This is a genomic window from Citrobacter sp. 50677481 (genome assembly GCF_001463265.1).
GTDB classification, from domain to species: Bacteria; Pseudomonadota; Gammaproteobacteria; order Enterobacterales; family Enterobacteriaceae; genus Citrobacter_A; species Citrobacter_A sedlakii.
Genome location: NZ_LNHZ01000075.1, coordinates 376,720 through 395,212, shown reverse-complemented (window position 1 = coordinate 395,212; position 18,493 = coordinate 376,720). Strand labels below are relative to the sequence as shown.

Below are 18,493 nucleotides of genomic sequence, written 5' to 3'. Positions count from 1 at the left end.
ACTTCTGGAGTATGGAAGATATTTTTAAACGTGGCGGGAATTATTGTGGCGCGCTGGGGGCGTCCGGCACCAGAAGCATGCCGGAAAGGCGACCGTAAGCATTGTTGAGGGACTGCTGTCGCGTGCTCTGGCCGATCAGACCGCTCAGCTCATCGAGTCTTTTTTGCAGCAATACCTTGAGGTGCTGTTCGTTATCCAGCGTTTGTTTAATGTATCCGGCAACAATATCCTGAATACTGCGCGTAATGTCCGGTGGAGTTTGCGTTTCAACGACCGTTTCAATACTTTGCAGATAGCTGACTTCCTGTTCCAGTAAAAGGTCCCATTCACCTCGCTGCGCAAGTTCGAGCAGCGACTGGCTTAGCAGCGCAATGCGTTGCCAACGGTTGATAAACTCCACGGCTGAGGTCATTAACGAGACTCCTGGGATGATGCTTTCGGTGAAATCTGTTTCCAGGCATCCGCGATGTTGCCGAGTAACCCTTCCACTTCTTCGATGGCCTGACTGTCATTGCGCAGATTAGCGAGCAGTAAGCGGCGGATCATATAGTCATAGAGATCGGAAAGATTGGCGGCGATGTCACCACCATTCTCCAGGTCCAGACCAGCCTTCAGCCCGTTATCGATGATATTGATGGCTTTGCTTACGGCTTCTCCTTTCGCGACAATTTCACCCTGTTGCATAAACAAACGCGCGCGAACTAAAGCGCTATTAGCACCCTCAAACAACATCTCAATTAACTGGTGCGGGCTGGCGCTCATCACAGCGCTTTCTACTCCAACCTGCGCGTACGCTTTAGTACCGCTCGCGGTATACATATTTACCTCGTGTTATCAGGAATTACTCATCGCCGTAAATTGCTGGCTCAGATAAGTACTGGTGTTATTCAATTTGCTCATCATGGTATCGAGCTGGGTAAACTGAGCTTTGTAGCGTGCTATGGTTTCATCAATACTGTTGCTGACAGAAAGATATTGTTTGGTCAGGCTCTTTAGCGTGGCGTTAATATTGTCCTGGGCATTATCAATGATGCCGTCGTCGGCCAGATATCCTTTAACTTCAGTGGCGATTTTTGTAGTGATACCTGTTTCTTTGCCATCTCCGACTAACAGTTCGCGAACTGATGCAGTGTTATCTTTTAGCGATTTCGCTAATTTATCCTCATCAAGTTTGAGTTTTCCGGTTGTACCGTCCTGTGTAATGCCAATTTCAGCCATTGTCTTGAAGGTGGAATTGCTGCCACTGTTCGCAAACTGAGCGCGAATACCTGTCTGGATAGTACGTAATACGCTGTCGCCAAGAAGAGCGCCATTTTTGTCGCTTGAGGCTTCGCCCGGTTCGACTTCATTGTATTTTGTCAGGGTGCTGAAGGTATCCACCAGTGAGTTGTATGCCTCTACCCAGCTTTTGATCGCTTCAGTCGCTTTAGAATCATCTTTTGTGACGGTCACGGTAGCGTCAGTGACTTTTTTGGTCAGATTAAGTGTCAGGCCTTGCGGAGCATCGGTTACAGTATTGCTTTGACGGACAATATCAATACCGTTAACGGTAAGCTCCGCATTTTCCGCTTTGACCAATTCCTTCATGTTACCTGTGCCGGTCGTGCTGTCATAGGCAAGAAGATCATTCAGTTTGGTATCACCCTCGACAGAGATCTTCATTGTGTTGTCTGTGCCGCTTGCCGCTGTTAACACCAACTGATATTTGTCTTCAGAGACTTTAACGATACTGGCCGAAATCCCGCTGTCAGCGTCATTAATCGCATCGCGAACCGCTTCCATAGAGGTATCGCCTTTATCAAGCTTAATTTCCAGCGGTTCTTTACGTCCCGGTTGTTCAATTTTAATGGTGCGGGAAGTGACAGTGGTATCGCCTAGCTGTTCTTTCGTGGTCGCGAAAGTCGCATTGGTGGCAAGAGATTGCGCGGCGGCAAGATTCTTAACGGTAATTTTGTAAGTCCCAGGTGCAGCACCTGCCGTCGTACTGACTTTGAGATCCTCGGTGGTGCTTGAAGCCGTGGTTGCTTTAAATAAATCAGCTTTATTCAGGGCGGTATTCGCAGTCTGAAATTTTTCTAATGCGCTTTTCAGGGTGCCATAGGCCGTTAATTTCGCAGTGTTTGCGCTCTGCTGGGTAGTAATAGGGGTTAAACGTCCTTTTTCGGAGGTAGTCAGGTTAGCCAGCAGCGTGTCCAGCGGTAAGTTTGAACCGACACCCAGTGATGAAATTGAAGCCATGCCTTCTTCCTTATGATTGCAAACAGTAGATAAGCGCGTTATCGGCAATCCGGAGGCAAAGTTTAATGATAATTTCGATAAAATAATGCGCAGATTAATGGCTATTAAAGCGGGTATTTCGTGCGCTAAGAAAAAAGCAGCCTGCAACTAAAAATTTTCTAAAGTTCGAAATTCAGGTGCCGATACAAGGGTTACGGTGAGAAACCGTGGGCAACAGCCCAATAACATCAAGTTGTAATTGATAAGGAAAAGATCATGGCACAAGTCATTAATACAAACAGCCTGTCGCTGTTGACCCAGAACAACCTGAACAAATCTCAGTCCGCACTGGGCACGGCTATTGAACGTCTGTCTTCCGGCCTGCGTATCAACAGCGCGAAAGACGATGCTGCGGGTCAGGCAATTGCTAACCGCTTTACATCCAACATCAAAGGCCTGACTCAGGCTTCCCGTAACGCCAACGATGGTATCTCCATTGCGCAGACCACTGAAGGCGCGCTGAACGAAATCAACAACAACCTGCAGCGTGTGCGTGAACTGGCTGTTCAGTCCGCGAACAGCACTAACTCTCAATCTGACCTTGACTCAATCCAGGCTGAAATCACTCAGCGTCTGAACGAAATCGACCGTGTTTCAGGTCAAACTCAGTTCAACGGCGTGAAAGTTTTGGCACAGGATAACACACTGACCATCCAGGTTGGCGCAAACGACGGCGAAACCATTGATATCGATCTGAAACAGATCAACTCTCAGACTTTGGGTCTGGATACACTGAATGTGCAGAAAGCGTATGATGTTTCAGCGACGGATGTAACTACCTCTACCTATTCTGATGGTACGCAGAATCTTACTGCGCCAGATGCAGCGGCTATTAAAGCTGCGCTGGGTACCCCAACGGTTGCGGGTGACACATTAGCTGCAACAGTATCCTTCAAAGAGGGTAAATATTACGCTACCGTCTCCGGTTATACTGATGCTGGTGATACAGCCAAGAATGGTAAGTATGAAGTCAACGTTGATAGCGCAACAGGTAATGTTACCTTCGGCGCGGCTCCGACCAAATCTAGCGTTACCGGTGATACTGCTGTAACAAAAGTACAGGTTAATACTGATACTCCTGTCACGGTGAGTGCAGATGCCAAGAAAGCCCTTGAAGACGGTGGCGTTTCTAATGCGGATGCAACTGCGGCTAAACTGGTGAAAATGACGTTTACTGATAAAAACGGTAAAGCCATTGATGGTGGTTATGCACTGGAAGCTGGCGGTAAATACTATGCTGCAAATTACGACGAAGGTACGGGCAAAGTTACTGCGAAAGTAACTTCTTACACCGATTCTACTGGTGCAGCTAAGACTGCTGCTAACCAGCTTGGGGGTGTTGACGGAAGAACTGAAGTGGTTTCTATCGGCGGCAAAACTTATAATGCGACCAAAGCGGCTGGCCACGACTTTAAAGCGCAGCCTGAACTTGCTGAAGCTGCTGCTAAAACCACTGAAAATCCGCTGTCCAAAATCGACGCCGCTCTGGCGCAGGTTGATGCGCTGCGTTCGGATCTGGGTGCAGTACAGAACCGTTTCAACTCTGCCATTACCAACCTGGGCAATACCGTAAATAACCTGTCCGAAGCACGTAGCCGTATCGAAGACTCTGACTACGCGACCGAAGTGTCCAACATGTCTCGCGCGCAGATTCTGCAGCAGGCGGGCACTTCTGTTCTGGCACAGGCTAACCAGGTTCCGCAAAACGTACTGTCTTTACTGCGTTAATCAAGCGATTAACTTAGTAAAAGGTCATACACAATTAAGGCAGCGAAAGCTGCCTTTTTTAATTCTGGAGCCTGTGCAATGAAAGAGATCACCGTCACTGAACCCTACTTTGTCACCACTTTTTCCTGCAGCGGGTCCGCTTGTCGAGATCACTGCTGTAAGGGGTGGAAAATTACGCTGGATAAGGCGACGGCCAAGAAATATGTATCCAGTAAAAACGAGACTATTCGTAAGATCGCGAAAGAAAATATTATTCTGCTCAAAAAGGATGTGAATCACTGGGGCGAGATAAAACTGCCATCAGCATTGGGTAATTGTCCTTATCTGGATGAGGAGCGTTTATGTCTGGTGCAAAAGACACTGGGTCCAAAAGCATTGAGTCGGACCTGCTCGGTGTTTCCCCGCGCCCAGCACATCTTTAAACATGAAGTCAGACATTCTCTCAGTCTTGCTTGCCCGGAAGTGACTGCCAGAATCCTCACCGATCCAGAAGCGATGGTAATTAATGACAAGAGAATGATTCAGCCACAACTTAATACAGCCCCAGAATTTCACCCTGAGCAGAAACTGCTGAATCTGTTTTGCTTAAGTATTGTCAATCATGCGGAGAGTCGACCCGAAGCTGCCTTGTATGCGCTGGTCAAATTTAACTTGATCACGCAGAAATTTTCCCGGATTGATGACTATGCTCTTTCGGAACTTGAACAGGTTTATAATACGTTGATTTCACAGCTACAGAACGGTGAGTTAGCAAAGGAGCTACAGGGGATGAATTCTGATAGAAACATTAAAGTTTCACTGGTTTTGCAAATGCAGAATTACTTCCGTTCCCTGGCTCCCAGCCGTGGTAGCGTCATTCTCGAACAGTATATTGAATGCCTGCTTCGGGTCCTTACGATGGAAGCAGGGACGGAGTTGGGTCAAAAAGTCAGTGAAACGGAAAGTTTACTGGACAATGCGCTAAAACAGGACGAAAAATACGGCGCTTATGCTTTACGAAATTTTATTATGTATAAAATTTGGGAACATAATTTCCCGAATCAGGCAGGTACTGAGCCTTTACGTGCACTGTATATGATTGTTGCGGAATACGTTTTCATCAAATTACTCATTGCGGCCAGCGTGAGTGAGCGTGGGCGACTTGAATGGGATGACGTGATAAATATCGTTTATAGTTTCCATTCCCGCAGCCAGCACAACCTTGAAGTCGCCAGTAATTTTTATCAGCATATTGAGGCGGTACGTGCGGGTGACGATCTGTCAATGATTCATCTTTTAGCCTAACATGAACGGGGTGCACTTTTGTGCACCCCTTCCTCTAACACTTTGATCTAAAGCTTCTTTTTTTCTGCTATAAATTATCTTTGGCTACATAAGTAAAATAACCCTTCTTTTATAGCCTTATTCTCCCGATAGAACGCCCTGCAGAAACGGATAATCATGCCGATAACTCATTTAACGCAGGGCTGTTTATCGTGAATTCACTGTATACCGCTGAAGGTGTAATGGATAAACACTCGCTGTGGCAGCGTTATGTACCGCTGGTGCGTCACGAAGCGTTGCGCCTGCAGGTGCGTTTGCCCGCGAGCGTGGAACTGGACGATCTGCTACAGGCGGGCGGCATCGGGTTATTGAATGCAGTTGACCGATATGACGCTCTGCAAGGAACGGCATTTACCACTTACGCAGTGCAGCGTATTCGTGGCGCAATGCTGGATGAACTACGCAGCCGTGACTGGGTGCCGCGTAGCGTCCGGCGTAACGCCCGCGAAGTGGCGCAGGCGATGGGGCAACTGGAGCAGGAATTAGGACGCAACGCGACGGAAACGGAAGTGGCGGAGCGTCTGGGGATCCCTGTCGAAGAATACCGTCAGATGTTGCTTGATACCAATAATAGCCAGCTTTTCTCGTACGACGAATGGCGGGAAGAACATGGCGACAGTATTGAGCTGGTGACTGAAGAGCATCAGCAGGAAAACCCGTTACAGCAGCTCCTCGAGAGCAATTTGCGCCAGCGCGTGATGGATGCCATTGAAGCCCTTCCGGAGCGTGAACAACTGGTGCTGACACTCTATTACCAGGAAGAGCTGAATCTCAAAGAGATTGGCGCGGTTCTGGAAGTCGGGGAGTCGCGGGTGAGCCAGTTGCACAGTCAGGCTATCAAACGGTTACGCACTAAGCTGGGTAAGTTATAGGAGGCGACCATACTGCCTCTGCAAAATGCCGCACAACCTACTGACTACCAGGAGTTCTCATGACGGTGCAGCAATCTAAAAGACGGCCATTAAGCCGCTACCTCAAAGACTTTAAACACAGCCAGACGCATTGCGCCCATTGCCACAAATTACTCGACCGCATCACGCTGGTGCGTAAAGGGCAGATCGTCAATAAAATCGCCATATCCCGACTGGACACGCTGATGGACGAGGCTGCCTGGGAGCAAGAGCGGAAAGAGTGGGTCGCGCTGTGCCGCTTCTGCGGCGATCTGCACTGCAAAGCGCAGAGCGACTTCTTTGACATCATCGGTTTTAAGCAGTTTTTATTTGAACAAACTGAGATGAGCCACGGCACTGTGCGCGAATACGTTGTTCGCTTGCGCCGCCTCGGCAATCACCTTAGCGAGCAGAAGATTTCTCATGATCTGCTGCAGGATGGTTTTCTTGATGAAAATCTGGCGCCGTGGCTGCCGGAAACCAGTACCAACAACTACCGCATTGCGCTGCGCAAGTATGAACAGTACAAAGCGCAGGTCCACCCCGGGCAGATGCAGAAATCCTCCTTCAGAGCGACTTCTGATATATATTAAAAATGAATAAGATGTAGCAGAGTGGATTATGGCGTGACGCGTAATCGCTCTACACTACGGTCATTCATAATAACATTCGGGGTAAATATGAAATTAGCACTTCTGGGTCGTCAGGCGCTGATGGGCGTGATGGCTGTTGCACTGGTCGCTGGGATGAGCGCAAAAACGTTTGCGGATGAAGGACTGCTTAAGAAGGTCAAAGATCGCGGAACCCTGCTGGTGGGGCTGGAAGGCACTTATCCGCCGTTCAGCTATCAGGGTGACGACGGTAAATTAACCGGCTTTGAAGTGGAATTTGCCGAAGAGCTGGCGAAACATCTTGGGGTGAAAGCCTCACTGAAACCGACCAAATGGGACGGGATGCTGGCCTCTCTGGATTCAAAACGCATTGACGTGGTGATCAATCAGGTGACCATCTCTGACGAGCGTAAGAAGAAATACGATTTCTCTACCCCGTATACGGTGTCCGGTATTCAGGCGCTGGTGAAAAAGGGCAATGAAGGGGCGATCAAGACCGCGGCCGATCTGAAAGATAAGAAAGTCGGCGTCGGCCTGGGCACCAACTACGAAGAGTGGCTGCGTCAGAACGTTCAGGGCGTGGACATCCGCACCTACGATGACGATCCGACCAAATACCAGGATCTGCGCGTAGGGCGTATTGATGCGATCCTCGTCGACCGTCTGGCCGCGCTGGATCTGGTGAAGAAAACCAAAGACTCGCTGGCGGTGACTGGCGAAGCGTTCTCCCGTCAGGAAGCGGGCGTTGCGGTACGTAAAGGCAACGAAGATCTGCTGAAAGCGGTAGACGCTGCTATCGCTGAGATGCAAAAAGACGGTACGCTGAAGGCGCTTTCTGAGAAGTGGTTTGGCGCTGACGTGACGAAATAATCAGCTAAATAGCAAAAAAAGGCGCTTTAATCAGCGCCTTTTTTATTTCATCCGCCTGAACGTGCATAATAAAAAGAACATCACAACAACAAAAAACGGAGGCTTTATGCCACTGCACAACCTGACGCGCTTCCCACGCCTGGAATTTATCGGCGCGCCCACGCCGCTCGAATACCTCCCACGTTTATCTGATCATCTTGGACGCGACATTTTTATAAAGCGGGACGACGTCACGCCAATGGCGATGGGCGGCAATAAGCTGCGTAAACTGGAGTTTCTTGCCGCTGACGCGCTGCGCGAAGGGGCGGATACGCTAATTACCGCTGGCGCTATTCAGTCCAACCATGTGCGTCAGACGGCGGCGGTGGCGGCGAAGCTCGGTCTGCATTGCGTCGCGCTGCTGGAGAACCCGATCGGCACCACGGCGGAAAACTATCTGAGCAACGGCAACCGGCTACTGCTGGATCTGTTCAACGTGCAAATCGAAATGTGCGACGCGTTAACCGATCCGGACGCCCAGCTACAGGAATTCGCCACCCGGCTTGAAGCGCAGGGCTTCCGGCCTTACGTTATCCCGGTGGGCGGTTCAAACGCCCTCGGCGCGTTAGGTTACGTTGAAAGCGCGCTGGAGATCGCCCAGCAATGTGAAGGGGCGGTACGGCTCTCTTCGGTGGTGGTGGCTTCCGGCAGCGCTGGCACTCATGCCGGTCTGGCGGTGGGCCTTGAACAACTGATGCCAGAAGTGGAGCTGATTGGCGTCACGGTATCGCGTAGCGTCGCCGAACAAAAACCAAAGGTGGCGGCGCTGCAGCAGACCCTTGCCAAAACCCTGGAACTGACCGCGTCGGCAGACATTGCGCTGTGGGATGACTATTTTGCGCCCGGTTATGGCATGCCGAATGAAGAGGGGATGGAAGCGGTAAAACTGCTGGCGCGCCTGGAAGGCATTCTTCTCGATCCGGTGTATACCGGGAAAGCGATGGCCGGGCTAATCGACGGCATCAGCCAGAAGCGTTTTAAAGACGAAGGTCCCGTTCTCTTTATTCATACCGGCGGTGCGCCTGCGCTCTTTGCCTACCATCCCCACGTGTAATATCGGATAAGCTCATGCAAGAAAGTATCCAACTGGTTATTGATTCCCTGCCGTATCTGCTTAAAGGCGCGGTGTTCACGCTGCAGTTAAGCATCGGCGGGATGTTTTTCGGCCTGCTGCTGGGATTTATCCTTGCGCTGATGCGCCTGTCGCCGCTGCTGCCGCTTCGCTGGCTGGCGCGGTTTTATATCTCCATTTTTCGCGGTACGCCGCTTATCGCCCAACTGTTTATGATCTACTACGGCCTGCCGCAGTTCGGTATTGAACTGGATCCGATCCCGGCGGCGATGATCGGTCTGTCGCTTAATACCGCCGCCTATGCCGCGGAAACCCTGCGGGCGGCGATCTCGTCCATTGACAAAGGGCAGTGGGAAGCGGCGGCCAGTATTGGCATGACGCCGTGGCAAACGATGCGCCGGGCGATTCTGCCGCAGGCTTCGCGGGTGGCGCTGCCGCCGCTCAGCAACAGCTTTATCAGTCTGGTGAAAGACACCTCGCTGGCGGCGACCATTCAGGTGCCGGAGCTGTTCCGTCAGGCGCAACTGATCACCTCGCGCACGCTGGAAGTGTTCACCATGTATCTGGCGGCCTCGCTGATCTACTGGGTGATGGCGACCGTGCTGTCAACGTTACAGAACTACTTTGAAAATCAACTCAACCGCCAGGAGAGAGAGCCGAAATGAGCGCGATCGAAGTGAAAAACCTGGTCAAAAAGTTTCATGGTCAGACCGTCCTGCACGGTATCGATCTGGAGGTTAAACCCGGCGAAGTGGTCGCCATCATCGGCCCCAGCGGGTCGGGTAAAACCACGCTGTTGCGCAGTATAAACCTGCTTGAACAGCCGGAGGCCGGGACAATCAAAGTGGGCGAGATCACCATTGATACCGCACGCTCGCTGAATCAGCAAAAATCGCTGATTCGCCAGCTACGACAGCATGTCGGCTTCGTGTTTCAGAATTTCAATTTGTTCCCTCACCGGACGGTGCTGGAAAACATTATTGAAGGGCCGGTTATTGTAAAAGGGGAACCTAAAGACGCCGCAACGGCGCTGGCGCGGGAACTGCTGGCGAAGGTGGGCCTCGCTGGCAAAGAGACCAGCTATCCGCGACGTCTCTCCGGCGGTCAGCAGCAGCGTGTGGCCATTGCCCGGGCGCTGGCGATGCGCCCGGAGGTGATCCTGTTTGATGAACCGACCTCGGCGCTCGATCCCGAACTGGTGGGTGAGGTGCTTAACACCATTCGCCAGCTGGCGCAGGAAAAACGCACAATGGTCATCGTCACCCATGAAATGAGTTTTGCCCGCGACGTGGCGGACCGGGCGATATTTATGGATCAAGGGCGAATAGTAGAGCAAGGGCCGGCGAAATCGTTATTCAGCGAACCGCAGCAGCCGAGAACGCGTCAGTTCCTTGAGAAGTTTCTCCTGCAATAATTCTCCCGCCAGGCACGCAATGATTCACGCCGATCGGCGCGTGCCATTTTGCATAATTATTTATGGTTATTGCATGACGGGATCCTTATTTCTTTCGCCCTGTTCTGAATAACACTTTACGGTTCAAGTAATTTGCGTTCTGACCGATATTTCATTAATGAAACATGTCATTATGTGTTAGCTTATTTCATACATTAATAATGATTATCAATCACAAGAGCCCAGCGACTGAGTATGCAGGATACCGATTTCTTTACCTGGCGGCGGACGATGCTGTTACGCTTCCAGGAAATGACCCGCGCAGAAGACGTTTACAACGAATTACAGCTTCAGACGCAACGCCTGGAATTTGATTATTATGCGCTGTGTGTCAGACATCCCGTTCCGTTTACCCGGCCCAAAATTACCCTTCATACCACTTACCCGGCGGCGTGGGTTTCGCACTATCAGTCCGAGAACTATTTCGCCATCGATCCGGTGCTTAAGGCGGAGAACTTCATCCAAGGGCATCTGCCGTGGAATGACGCCTTATTCAGTCATGCCCAGACGATGTGGGACGCGGCGCGCGCGCATGGTCTGCGCAAAGGCGTCACACAGTGCTTAATGCTGCCCAACCGGGCGCTGGGTTTTCTCTCCGTTTCTCGTGCAAGCCTGCGCCATACGCCTTTCGACACCGATGAAGTGGAGCTTAAGCTACAACTGCTGGCGCGGGAAAGCCTGACGGCGCTGACTCGTCTGGAGGATGACATGGTGATGGCGCCGGAAATGCGCTTTAGCAAGCGGGAAAAAGAGATCCTGAAATGGACCGCAGAAGGCAAAACGTCGGCTGAAATCGCGATGATCTTGTCGATATCGGAGAATACCGTCAACTTTCACCAGAAGAATATGCAGAAGAAATTCAACGCCCCCAATAAAACGCAGATTGCCTGCTATGCCGCCGCGACGGGGCTCATCTGAAACGTTGAGCGTTCTGCGTGTCAGACGATAAACCGGCTGAAAGCTGTGCTCTCAGCCGGTTTTGCTTTACTGGCGGTAAGCTTGTTTAATCTGCTTAACCGTACTGGAAAATACGGCGGCCTGGGTTTCGTCTTCGACCAGCGCGATCTGTTTTTCCATCTTAAGAATCACACGGCCCGCATCGGCCTGGCCCATCGCCTGGAGCATCAGCGTTAACAGCGCCTTCAGGCAGGTGACTTCGGTAGCCAGTTCTTGATTATTTTCGGCAGTGGAAAAATCAGGCGTACTCATTTATTTTCCTCGTTATGTCTCAGTAAAAATGTGCGATGGTAAATGGTGAGGCCGCGGAGTATACCATAAGCCAGGCAAAAAATAGCAGCGGTTGTTTTTTGATCAAAAAAAAGCGGTTGGGGTTAAATTAAACCACAACCTCAGCCGCGTATATTTACGCGCATTATTGTTTATTAGGCGTATTTGACTCGTTAATTATTGTTACAAACTTGCTGTGTAATTAGCATCTTTTTGCGCCGTATCGTTTTCTGTCGCCATTCTGAAACGACTTTCCGAAATAAGACATGTAACAGATTGTTAGTACATGGAGTTTCCACTCCACGTACACACTAATTTCCAAAAACGAGAGCAAAATCGGTCGCGGAGCGTTTTTTACGTTTCAAAGTTGAGATAAAACCCGCTAATATAGGGATGTTTTATTATCAGTAGCGTTATCCCTATTCTGGAGAAATTCCTTTGATCAACGTTCTTCTTGTTGATGACCACGAACTGGTGCGCGCAGGGATACGACGCATTCTTGAAGATATTAAGGGTATAAAAGTCGTCGGTGAGGCGAACTGCGGTGAGGATGCCGTCAAATGGTGCCGCACAAACACCGTCGACGTCGTGTTGATGGACATGAACATGCCCGGTATTGGCGGTCTGGAAGCCACGCGTAAAATTGCGCGTTCAACGGCTGATATAAAAGTCATCATGTTAACCGTCCATACGGAAAACCCGTTACCTGCGAAAGTGATGCAGGCGGGAGCCGCTGGCTATCTCAGCAAAGGCGCGGCGCCGCAGGAAGTGGTTAATGCAATTCGTTCGGTGTACACCGGTCAACGCTACATTGCTTCAGACATTGCCCAGCAGATGGCGTTGAGTCAGATTGAGCCGGAAAAAACGGAAACGCCCTTTGCCAGTTTGTCTGAACGGGAATTGCAGATTATGCTGATGATCACCAAAGGTCAGAAGGTTAATGAGATTTCAGAGCAACTGAATCTCAGTCCTAAAACGGTGAACAGCTATCGCTATCGTATGTTCAGTAAATTAAACATTCATGGTGATGTCGAGCTGACTCACCTGGCAATTCGCCATGGCCTGTGTAATGCGGAGACGTTAACAAGCCAGTGAGTGTTCAGTTTGATTCAAAAGCATTTTTAAAAACCGTCACCAGCCAGCCCGGCGTGTACCGGATGTATGATGCCGGTGGTACGGTAATTTATGTGGGAAAAGCGAAAGACCTGAAAAAACGGCTTTCCAGCTATTTCCGCAGCAATCTGGCGTCGCGTAAAACGGAAGCGCTGGTGGCGCTCATCCAGCAAATAGACGTGACGGTGACCCACACCGAAACGGAAGCGCTGCTGCTTGAGCACAACTACATCAAGCTTTATCAGCCGCGTTACAACGTACTGCTGCGCGACGACAAATCCTATCCCTTTATTTTCCTCAGCGGCGACACGCATCCCCGACTGGCGATGCACCGTGGCGCCAAACACGCCAAAGGCGAGTATTTTGGACCTTTCCCGAATGGCTATGCGGTACGTGAAACGCTGGCGCTGCTGCAGAAAATCTTTCCGATTCGTCAGTGTGAAAACAGCGTATACCGCAACCGTTCGCGTCCCTGTCTGCAGTATCAGATTGGTCGCTGCCTCGGCCCCTGCGTCGAAGGGCTGGTGAGTGAAGAAGAATATGCGCAGCAGGTGGAGTACGTGCGCCTGTTTTTATCCGGCAAAGACGATCAGGTGCTGACGCAATTGATCGCGCGGATGGAAAAAGCCAGCGAGAATCTTGCCTTTGAAGAAGCCGCGCGCATTCGCGATCAGATCCAGGCCGTGCGCCGCGTGACGGAAAAACAGTTCGTCTCGAATACCGGGGACGATCTTGATGTCATCGGCGTGGCGTTCGACGCCGGTATGGCTTGTGTGCATGTGCTTTTCATCCGGCAAGGAAAGGTGCTGGGTAGCCGCAGTTATTTCCCGAAAGTCCCTGGCGGTACGGAACTGGGCGAAGTCGTGGAAACCTTCGTCGGCCAGTTCTATTTACAGGGTAGCCAGATGCGTACCTTGCCGGGCGAGATCCTGCTTGATTTTAACCTTAGCGATAAAACGCTGTTGGCCGACTCGCTATCTGAACTGGCGGGGCGTCGTATTCATGTACAGACGCGCCCCCGAGGCGATCGCGCGCGCTACCTCAAGCTGGCGCGCACAAATGCCGGGACCGCGTTGACCACCCGGTTGTCTCAGCAGTCGACCATTAACCAGCGTCTGACCGCGCTGGCGACGGTGCTGAACCTTCCAGCCATCAAGCGCATGGAGTGTTTCGACATCAGCCATACGATGGGCGAGCAGACGGTGGCCTCCTGCGTGGTGTTCGATGCCAACGGGCCGCTGCGCGCGGAGTATCGCCGTTACAACATTACCGGTATCACGCCGGGTGATGATTATGCGGCGATGAATCAGGTGTTACGCCGCCGCTACGGGAAGGCTATCGAAGAGAGTAAGATTCCGGACGTGATCCTGATCGATGGCGGCAAAGGACAACTGGGCCAGGCGAAAGCGGTTTTTGCCGGGCTGGACGTGACCTGGGATAAACATCACCCGCTGCTGCTGGGCGTGGCGAAAGGCGCTGACCGTAAAGCCGGACTGGAAACCCTGTTCTTTGAGCCGGAAGGCGAGGGCTTTAGCCTGCCGCCGGACTCGCCAGCGCTGCATGTGATCCAGCACATTCGCGACGAATCGCACGATCATGCCATCGGCGGACACCGTAAAAAACGGGCGAAGGTGAAAAATACCAGCACGCTGGAGACGATTGAAGGCGTGGGGCCCAAACGTCGCCAGGTTTTGTTGAAATATATGGGCGGTTTGCAAGGATTACGTAATGCCAGCGTAGAAGAAATTGCAAAAGTGCCGGGTATTTCGCAAGGTCTGGCAGAAAAGATCTTCTGGTCGTTGAAACATTGAGGTCTCTGTAGCAACATAGGGGTAATTTCTCTGACAACAGATAGTTACCCGTCACTATGCAATTTAATATCCCAACGTTGCTAACGCTGTTCCGTGTCATCCTCATTCCATTCTTTGTCGTGGTGTTTTATCTGCCGTTTAGCTGGTCGCCCTTCGTGGCGGCGCTGATCTTTGTGGTGGCTGCCGTCACCGACTGGTTTGACGGCTTCCTGGCGCGCCGCTGGAACCAGAGCACCCGGTTTGGCGCTTTTCTCGACCCGGTGGCGGATAAAGTGCTGGTTGCCATCGCGATGGTGCTGGTGACCGAACACTATCACAGCTGGTGGGTGACGCTGCCTGCGGCAATCATGATCGCGCGCGAAATTATTATTTCTGCGCTGCGTGAATGGATGGCGGAACTGGGTAAACGCAGTAGCGTGGCGGTTTCATGGATTGGTAAAGTTAAAACCACCTCGCAAATGGCGGCCCTGGCGTGGCTGCTGTGGCGACCCAATATTTGGGTCGAGTATGCGGGTATTGCGCTGTTTTTCGTCGCGGCAGTCCTGACGTTGTGGTCAATGTTCCAGTATCTGAACGCTGCGCGCGGGGATTTGCTTGATCAGTGATCGTTTCGCCGCAAATTTCAGCAAACGAGCGGAAGTGGCGAAAAATATCGTTGACTCATTGCGTCAGGTAAGTAGAATGCAACGCATCGAACGGCAGCACGGTTTGCCAGACGATAGCAAAATCAAGTGATTAACAACGAACTTGATTATGCGGGAATAGCTCAGTTGGTAGAGCACGACCTTGCCAAGGTCGGGGTCGCGAGTTCGAGTCTCGTTTCCCGCTCCAGATTAACGGCACCGGCGATAGCGGGTGCGGGTCGAAAGACAAAGAATTAAGGCGCGTTAGCAAAGCGGTTATGTAGCGGATTGCAAATCCGTCTAGTCCGGTTCGACTCCGGAACGCGCCTCCACTTTTTCCCGAGCCCGGATGGTGGAATCGGTAGACACAAGGGATTTAAAATCCCTCGGCGTTCGCGCTGTGCGGGTTCAAGTCCCGCTCCGGGTACCATGGGAACAGAAGAATAATCAAAGCAATAAGCAGTGTCGTGAAACCGCCCTTCAGGCGGTTTTTTTATTTCTACGGCATGGCTGACACGTGCTGAACATTTCCTCCTGCGTAGAAATAACGTCTCATAGTGTATTCCGCCTGATTATGACGGAACACAAGATTACGGCAACATTATCCTTTTCGTTTCAGTAAACCGTATGGACAGATAGCAATCACGCACAGATGAGCTAAATGACAATATTTAGGATGATTTTCATCATTGCCTGGGCATAAGCTATTTGTTTTCATCGCATTCCATAATTCTTTATTGTAGCGTGTCACATTATAGACGGTAATGGGATAGGGTTTGTGGTCTATTAATACACCGTCCTGAAACGGCTCAATAATGCTGCCGCTGGATAAAAATATATCTGCCTGATACCAGATCGTTAATTTTAAATTTTTCAGACTACAAATGCATGAGAAACACATACCCGTTGTCGGGCTGACAACGGTGTCAATGACAGTCCATTCCATACTCACCTTCACGTCAATATTAAATACATTTTTTAAGGCCAGATTTAGCCTAGTAGAAAATGCAAGTGACGCATAACTTATTGAAAATGATCAACTTTTTAATTAACCTACTGAAGGTGTTGTTTTTTAATAAATTATTAAGTTTGTATGATGTTTTTATTTACATTATATTACATTTTAGTCTTATAGATGCATTGCTATTATTGATCGTGGGCAATTGTTATACATTTCAATTATTAAAAAATGCTAATGCATACTGCCTGACTGCAATGCTTACGGATTATTCTTCACTCCCGCGCGGAACGTGACAGATTAAGCCAGTAAATTGTGTCAGAAGCGTTTTCTTTTCTTGCGCGCGCAGGGTGTATCCGCCGCTCCTTTCAACCTGTAAGATAGCCACAGTTAAGCATTCAACGAGGACAAGCATGATGAAAACGGGACCGTTAAACGAAAGCGAACTGGAGTGGCTGGACGATGTATTGACCCAATACAACACCGATCATGCCATACTGGACGTCGCAGAGCTGGATGGGCTGATCACCGCTGTTCTCAGTTCGCCGCGCGAAATTGAGCCAGATGAGTGGCTGGTTGCCGTGTGGGGCGGTGCGCAATATGTGCCGCGCTGGTCTTCAGAAAAAGAGATGACGCGTTTTATGAATCTCGCTTTCCAGCACATGGCGGATACCGCTGACCGACTCAATGCGTTTCCAGAGCAGTTCGAGCCGCTGTTTGGCCTGCGGGAAGTCGATGGCCATGAGCTCACCATCGTAGAAGAATGGTGCTTCGGTTATATGCGGGGCGTGGCGCTGTCTGACTGGTCAGCGTTGCCTGACACGCTGAAACCGGCCCTGGATGCCATTGCGCTTCACGGTACGGAAGAGAATTTCAGCAAAGTCGAGAAACTTAGCCCGGAAGCGTTTGAGGAGAGTGTCGATGCCATTCGCCTTGCGGCGCTGGATCTCCATGCTTACTGGATGGCGCATCCGCAGGAAACGCCGGTGCAGGTGCCGGTGAAAGCAGAGGTGAAACCAGGACGTAACGATCCGTGTCCGTGCGGCAGCGGCAAAAAATATAAGCAGTGCTGCCTGCATTAAAATTTACGGCCTGGCGACGTTTCGCCCGTCAGGCCGTTTGTCGTCTCTCTGACCGACCTATCCCACCTCAGGCAACAGCCCGGCGGCAATACAGAACTGCACCCCGATGACGGCAATACCGCAGAGAAACACCAGGGCCAGCGCAGGACGCCCGCCCGACACGCGGTAGTCAGCTTGCGGATTTTGTTTTCTGCTCTGCCATGCGAGCAGCGAGGGCACGATCAGCGCCAGCACCGCCAGTGCGACGCCGGCATAGCCCAGCGCCATCACAAAACCACGCGGATAGAAGAGGGCGAATGCCAGCGGAGGCAGAAAGGTAATTGCCCCGGTTTGCAGTCGGCCTGACGCCGTATTGCGGCGCTGGAACAGATCCGCCAGATAATCAAACAACCCGAGGGCCACTCCGAGAAACGAGGTCGCCAGCGCCAGATCAGCAAACAGATGCACAGCCAGCTCAACGTGCGCCGAGGCCACCACTTCCCGCAGGGCCTGCAGCAAGCCGTTTAAACCCGCATGATCCGCCAGCAGCCCCATAAACGTTGTCGAGTCGATGCTGCCAAGCGTGGCCAGTTGCCAGAAAATGTAGGCCACCAACGGAATCGCGCTGCCGATAATAAATACCCACCGCAATTTACGAGTATTGCCGTTCATATAGCTGACAATGCTGGGAACGCTGCCGTGAAACCCGAAGGAGGTAAAGATCACCGGAATGGCGGAAAGGGCAAGGCCCTGTTCCAGCGGCAGGGTTAACAGGTTAACTTTGTGAATATGGGGCATCAGCAGCGCCAGCATGACGACCAGGAAAATGATTTTGGCGCTGAACAGAAAACGGTTAAACAGATCGACCAGCGAGGTGCCGACACATACCACGCCACCGGCAACAAAGGTGAACAGCAGGACACCCGCGGTGGGGGACATTTGTTTTCCGCTCCAGTCGCTGATACTGGCTGCCAGCAGTTCGCCAGCGCCGCTAATGTACGCTGCGGTGAGGGCATACATCAAAAACATCATACTGAAGCCTGTCGCCCACTGACCGTATCGGCCAAGATAACGCTTCGCCAGCGATCCGAGGCCGGTATCCGCCGGAACGTGTTGATAAACTTCCAGCAGCAACAGCGCGGTATAACACATTAAGGCCCACAGACCCATCAGCAGCGCAAAAGTCACGCCAAAACCAACGCCAGCGGCCGCCAGCGGCATGGCCAGCATCCCGGCGCCAATCGTGGTGCCGGCCACGATAAAAACACTTCCCAGAGTTCTATTTTTCACGCTTTACACTGCCCTGCAGATAAACAACGGTAAGATCTGCGGCGCAGGGTAAGGCAAAACGTTATTTTCGTCAAATCACCGTTACAATCAATGTAAACATAATTATACATCTATTCCCGCATTGAACCTGCGCTAGCGCAAGGCGAA

At 51.2% G+C, this 18,493-nt stretch carries 19 protein-coding genes, 3 tRNA genes and 1 pseudogene; 16 read left to right on the top strand and 7 right to left on the bottom strand.

The genetic code is table 11. The annotated features are described in order from the left end of the window. Positions 1-40 precede the first annotated feature (40 nt). Genes fliT through fliD form a run of 3 tightly spaced genes read right to left on the bottom strand, consistent with a single transcriptional unit; the run spans position 41 to position 2,238 of the window. Complete coding sequence (gene fliT, locus APU02_RS23675; protein ID WP_042284024.1) at positions 41-412, bottom strand: flagella biosynthesis regulatory protein FliT; 372 nt, start codon at positions 410-412, stop codon at positions 41-43. Further along, positions 412-819: a flagellar export chaperone FliS gene (gene fliS, locus APU02_RS23670; protein ID WP_042284021.1), complete on the bottom strand. Its 408-nt coding sequence runs from the start codon at positions 817-819 to the stop codon at positions 412-414. The genes fliT and fliS overlap by 1 nt, the downstream gene beginning before the upstream one ends. 15 nt (positions 820-834) lie before the next feature. After that, positions 835-2,238 (bottom strand): flagellar filament capping protein FliD, encoded by a 1,404-nt coding sequence (gene fliD, locus APU02_RS23665; protein ID WP_060571420.1) that lies wholly within the window; start codon positions 2,236-2,238, stop codon positions 835-837. Between the two features lie 255 nt (positions 2,239-2,493). Here fliD and APU02_RS23660 point away from each other — a divergent pair, with 255 nt between their 5' ends. The 9 genes from APU02_RS23660 (at position 2,494) to sdiA (ending at position 11,181) form a co-directional block, all read left to right on the top strand. Beyond that, entirely contained in the window at positions 2,494-4,005 is a 1,512-nt protein-coding gene (locus APU02_RS23660) for a FliC/FljB family flagellin (protein ID WP_060571418.1), read from the top strand. Positions 4,006-4,083: 78 nt separating this feature from the next. Then, the gene (gene fliB, locus APU02_RS23655) at positions 4,084-5,289 is read left to right on the top strand and encodes a flagellin lysine-N-methylase (RefSeq protein WP_060571416.1); all 1,206 of its coding nucleotides are present in this window, start codon (positions 4,084-4,086) and stop codon (positions 5,287-5,289) included. Between the two features lie 191 nt (positions 5,290-5,480). Then, entirely contained in the window at positions 5,481-6,200 is a 720-nt protein-coding gene (fliA, locus tag APU02_RS23650; RefSeq protein ID WP_012906204.1) for an RNA polymerase sigma factor FliA, read from the top strand. Between the two features lie 59 nt (positions 6,201-6,259). After that, positions 6,260-6,811 carry a flagella biosynthesis regulatory protein FliZ gene (gene fliZ / locus APU02_RS23645; RefSeq protein WP_060571414.1) on the top strand — a complete coding sequence of 184 codons (552 nt, stop codon included), beginning with the start codon at positions 6,260-6,262 and terminating at the stop codon, positions 6,809-6,811. Positions 6,812-6,898: 87 nt separating this feature from the next. Continuing rightward, positions 6,899-7,699 carry a cystine ABC transporter substrate-binding protein gene (tcyJ, locus tag APU02_RS23640; RefSeq protein ID WP_060571412.1) on the top strand — a complete coding sequence of 267 codons (801 nt, stop codon included), beginning with the start codon at positions 6,899-6,901 and terminating at the stop codon, positions 7,697-7,699. A gap of 106 nt (positions 7,700-7,805) precedes the next feature. After that, positions 7,806-8,792 (top strand): D-cysteine desulfhydrase, encoded by a 987-nt coding sequence (gene dcyD, locus APU02_RS23635; RefSeq protein WP_060571410.1) that lies wholly within the window; start codon positions 7,806-7,808, stop codon positions 8,790-8,792. 14 nt (positions 8,793-8,806) lie between these two features. After that, on the top strand, positions 8,807-9,475 hold the full coding sequence (gene tcyL / locus APU02_RS23630) for a cystine ABC transporter permease (protein ID WP_042284001.1): 669 nt from the start codon (positions 8,807-8,809) through the stop codon (positions 9,473-9,475). Next, on the top strand, positions 9,472-10,224 hold the full coding sequence (gene tcyN, locus APU02_RS23625; protein WP_060571408.1) for an L-cystine ABC transporter ATP-binding protein TcyN: 753 nt from the start codon (positions 9,472-9,474) through the stop codon (positions 10,222-10,224). Before tcyL ends, tcyN begins: the two co-directional genes overlap by 4 nt. Before the next feature lie 234 nt (positions 10,225-10,458). After that, entirely contained in the window at positions 10,459-11,181 is a 723-nt protein-coding gene (sdiA, locus tag APU02_RS23620; protein ID WP_060571406.1) for a transcriptional regulator SdiA, read from the top strand. Between the two features lie 66 nt (positions 11,182-11,247). Here sdiA and APU02_RS23615 read toward each other — a convergent pair whose 3' ends face one another. Together APU02_RS23615 and APU02_RS27045 are read right to left on the bottom strand one after the other, a co-directional pair. Next, positions 11,248-11,472, bottom strand: coding sequence for a DUF2594 family protein (locus tag APU02_RS23615; protein ID WP_042283992.1), 225 nt, complete (start codon positions 11,470-11,472; stop codon positions 11,248-11,250). Further along, a pseudogene (locus tag APU02_RS27045) lies at positions 11,469-11,579 on the bottom strand (hypothetical protein); the annotation flags it as partial. The pseudogene APU02_RS27045 and the gene APU02_RS23615, both read right to left, overlap by 4 nt. A 349-nt stretch (positions 11,580-11,928) precedes the next feature. On the opposite strand from APU02_RS27045, the gene uvrY reads away from it, so the two are divergent. The 6 genes from uvrY to APU02_RS23585 all read left to right on the top strand — a co-directional run bounded on the left by uvrY (position 11,929) and on the right by APU02_RS23585 (position 15,467). After that, on the top strand, positions 11,929-12,585 hold the full coding sequence (gene uvrY, locus APU02_RS23610) for a UvrY/SirA/GacA family response regulator transcription factor (RefSeq protein WP_042283990.1): 657 nt from the start codon (positions 11,929-11,931) through the stop codon (positions 12,583-12,585). Continuing rightward, positions 12,582-14,414 carry an excinuclease ABC subunit UvrC gene (gene uvrC, locus APU02_RS23605; protein ID WP_060571403.1) on the top strand — a complete coding sequence of 611 codons (1,833 nt, stop codon included), beginning with the start codon at positions 12,582-12,584 and terminating at the stop codon, positions 14,412-14,414. Before uvrY ends, uvrC begins: the two co-directional genes overlap by 4 nt. Positions 14,415-14,470: 56 nt before the next feature. Beyond that, positions 14,471-15,019, top strand: a complete 549-nt coding sequence (gene pgsA, locus APU02_RS23600; RefSeq protein WP_042283985.1) for a CDP-diacylglycerol--glycerol-3-phosphate 3-phosphatidyltransferase — start codon at positions 14,471-14,473, stop codon at positions 15,017-15,019. 150 nt (positions 15,020-15,169) lie between these two features. After that, positions 15,170-15,245 (top strand) — tRNA-Gly (locus tag APU02_RS23595). A 50-nt stretch (positions 15,246-15,295) separates the two neighbouring features. Continuing rightward, positions 15,296-15,369 (top strand) — tRNA-Cys (locus APU02_RS23590). Between the two features lie 11 nt (positions 15,370-15,380). Continuing rightward, a tRNA-Leu gene (locus APU02_RS23585) sits at positions 15,381-15,467 on the top strand. Positions 15,468-15,638: 171 nt separating this feature from the next. On the opposite strand, the gene APU02_RS23580 is transcribed toward APU02_RS23585, so the two are convergent. Further along, positions 15,639-15,983: an anti-adapter protein IraM gene (locus APU02_RS23580; protein ID WP_042283982.1), complete on the bottom strand. Its 345-nt coding sequence runs from the start codon at positions 15,981-15,983 to the stop codon at positions 15,639-15,641. A 428-nt stretch (positions 15,984-16,411) separates the two neighbouring features. Between APU02_RS23580 and APU02_RS23575 the strand changes: the two genes are divergently transcribed. Further along, positions 16,412-17,077, top strand: a complete 666-nt coding sequence (locus APU02_RS23575) for a YecA family protein (RefSeq protein WP_042283979.1) — start codon at positions 16,412-16,414, stop codon at positions 17,075-17,077. Between the two features lie 57 nt (positions 17,078-17,134). On the opposite strand, the gene tyrP is transcribed toward APU02_RS23575, so the two are convergent. After that, positions 17,135-18,346, bottom strand: a complete 1,212-nt coding sequence (gene tyrP / locus APU02_RS23570) for a tyrosine transporter TyrP (protein WP_042283977.1) — start codon at positions 18,344-18,346, stop codon at positions 17,135-17,137. Positions 18,347-18,493 lie beyond the last annotated feature (147 nt).

Bases quoted from the DNA above. Each gene is read 5' to 3' on its own strand.
- fliT (WP_042284024.1), bottom strand. From the start codon at position 412: ATGACCTCAGCCGTGGAGTTTATCAACCGTTGGCAACGCATTGCGCTG.
- fliS (WP_042284021.1), bottom strand. From the start codon at position 819: ATGTATACCGCGAGCGGTACTAAAGCGTACGCGCAGGTTGGAGTAGAA.
- fliD (WP_060571420.1), bottom strand. From the start codon at position 2,238: ATGGCTTCAATTTCATCACTGGGTGTCGGTTCAAACTTACCGCTGGAC.
- APU02_RS23660 (WP_060571418.1), top strand. From the start codon at position 2,494: ATGGCACAAGTCATTAATACAAACAGCCTGTCGCTGTTGACCCAGAAC.
- fliB (WP_060571416.1), top strand. From the start codon at position 4,084: ATGAAAGAGATCACCGTCACTGAACCCTACTTTGTCACCACTTTTTCC.
- fliZ (WP_060571414.1), top strand. From the start codon at position 6,260: ATGACGGTGCAGCAATCTAAAAGACGGCCATTAAGCCGCTACCTCAAA.
- tcyJ (WP_060571412.1), top strand. From the start codon at position 6,899: ATGAAATTAGCACTTCTGGGTCGTCAGGCGCTGATGGGCGTGATGGCT.
- dcyD (WP_060571410.1), top strand. From the start codon at position 7,806: ATGCCACTGCACAACCTGACGCGCTTCCCACGCCTGGAATTTATCGGC.
- tcyL (WP_042284001.1), top strand. From the start codon at position 8,807: ATGCAAGAAAGTATCCAACTGGTTATTGATTCCCTGCCGTATCTGCTT.
- tcyN (WP_060571408.1), top strand. From the start codon at position 9,472: ATGAGCGCGATCGAAGTGAAAAACCTGGTCAAAAAGTTTCATGGTCAG.
- sdiA (WP_060571406.1), top strand. From the start codon at position 10,459: ATGCAGGATACCGATTTCTTTACCTGGCGGCGGACGATGCTGTTACGC.
- APU02_RS23615 (WP_042283992.1), bottom strand. From the start codon at position 11,472: ATGAGTACGCCTGATTTTTCCACTGCCGAAAATAATCAAGAACTGGCT.
- pgsA (WP_042283985.1), top strand. From the start codon at position 14,471: ATGCAATTTAATATCCCAACGTTGCTAACGCTGTTCCGTGTCATCCTC.
- APU02_RS23580 (WP_042283982.1), bottom strand. From the start codon at position 15,983: ATGGAATGGACTGTCATTGACACCGTTGTCAGCCCGACAACGGGTATG.
- APU02_RS23575 (WP_042283979.1), top strand. From the start codon at position 16,412: ATGAAAACGGGACCGTTAAACGAAAGCGAACTGGAGTGGCTGGACGAT.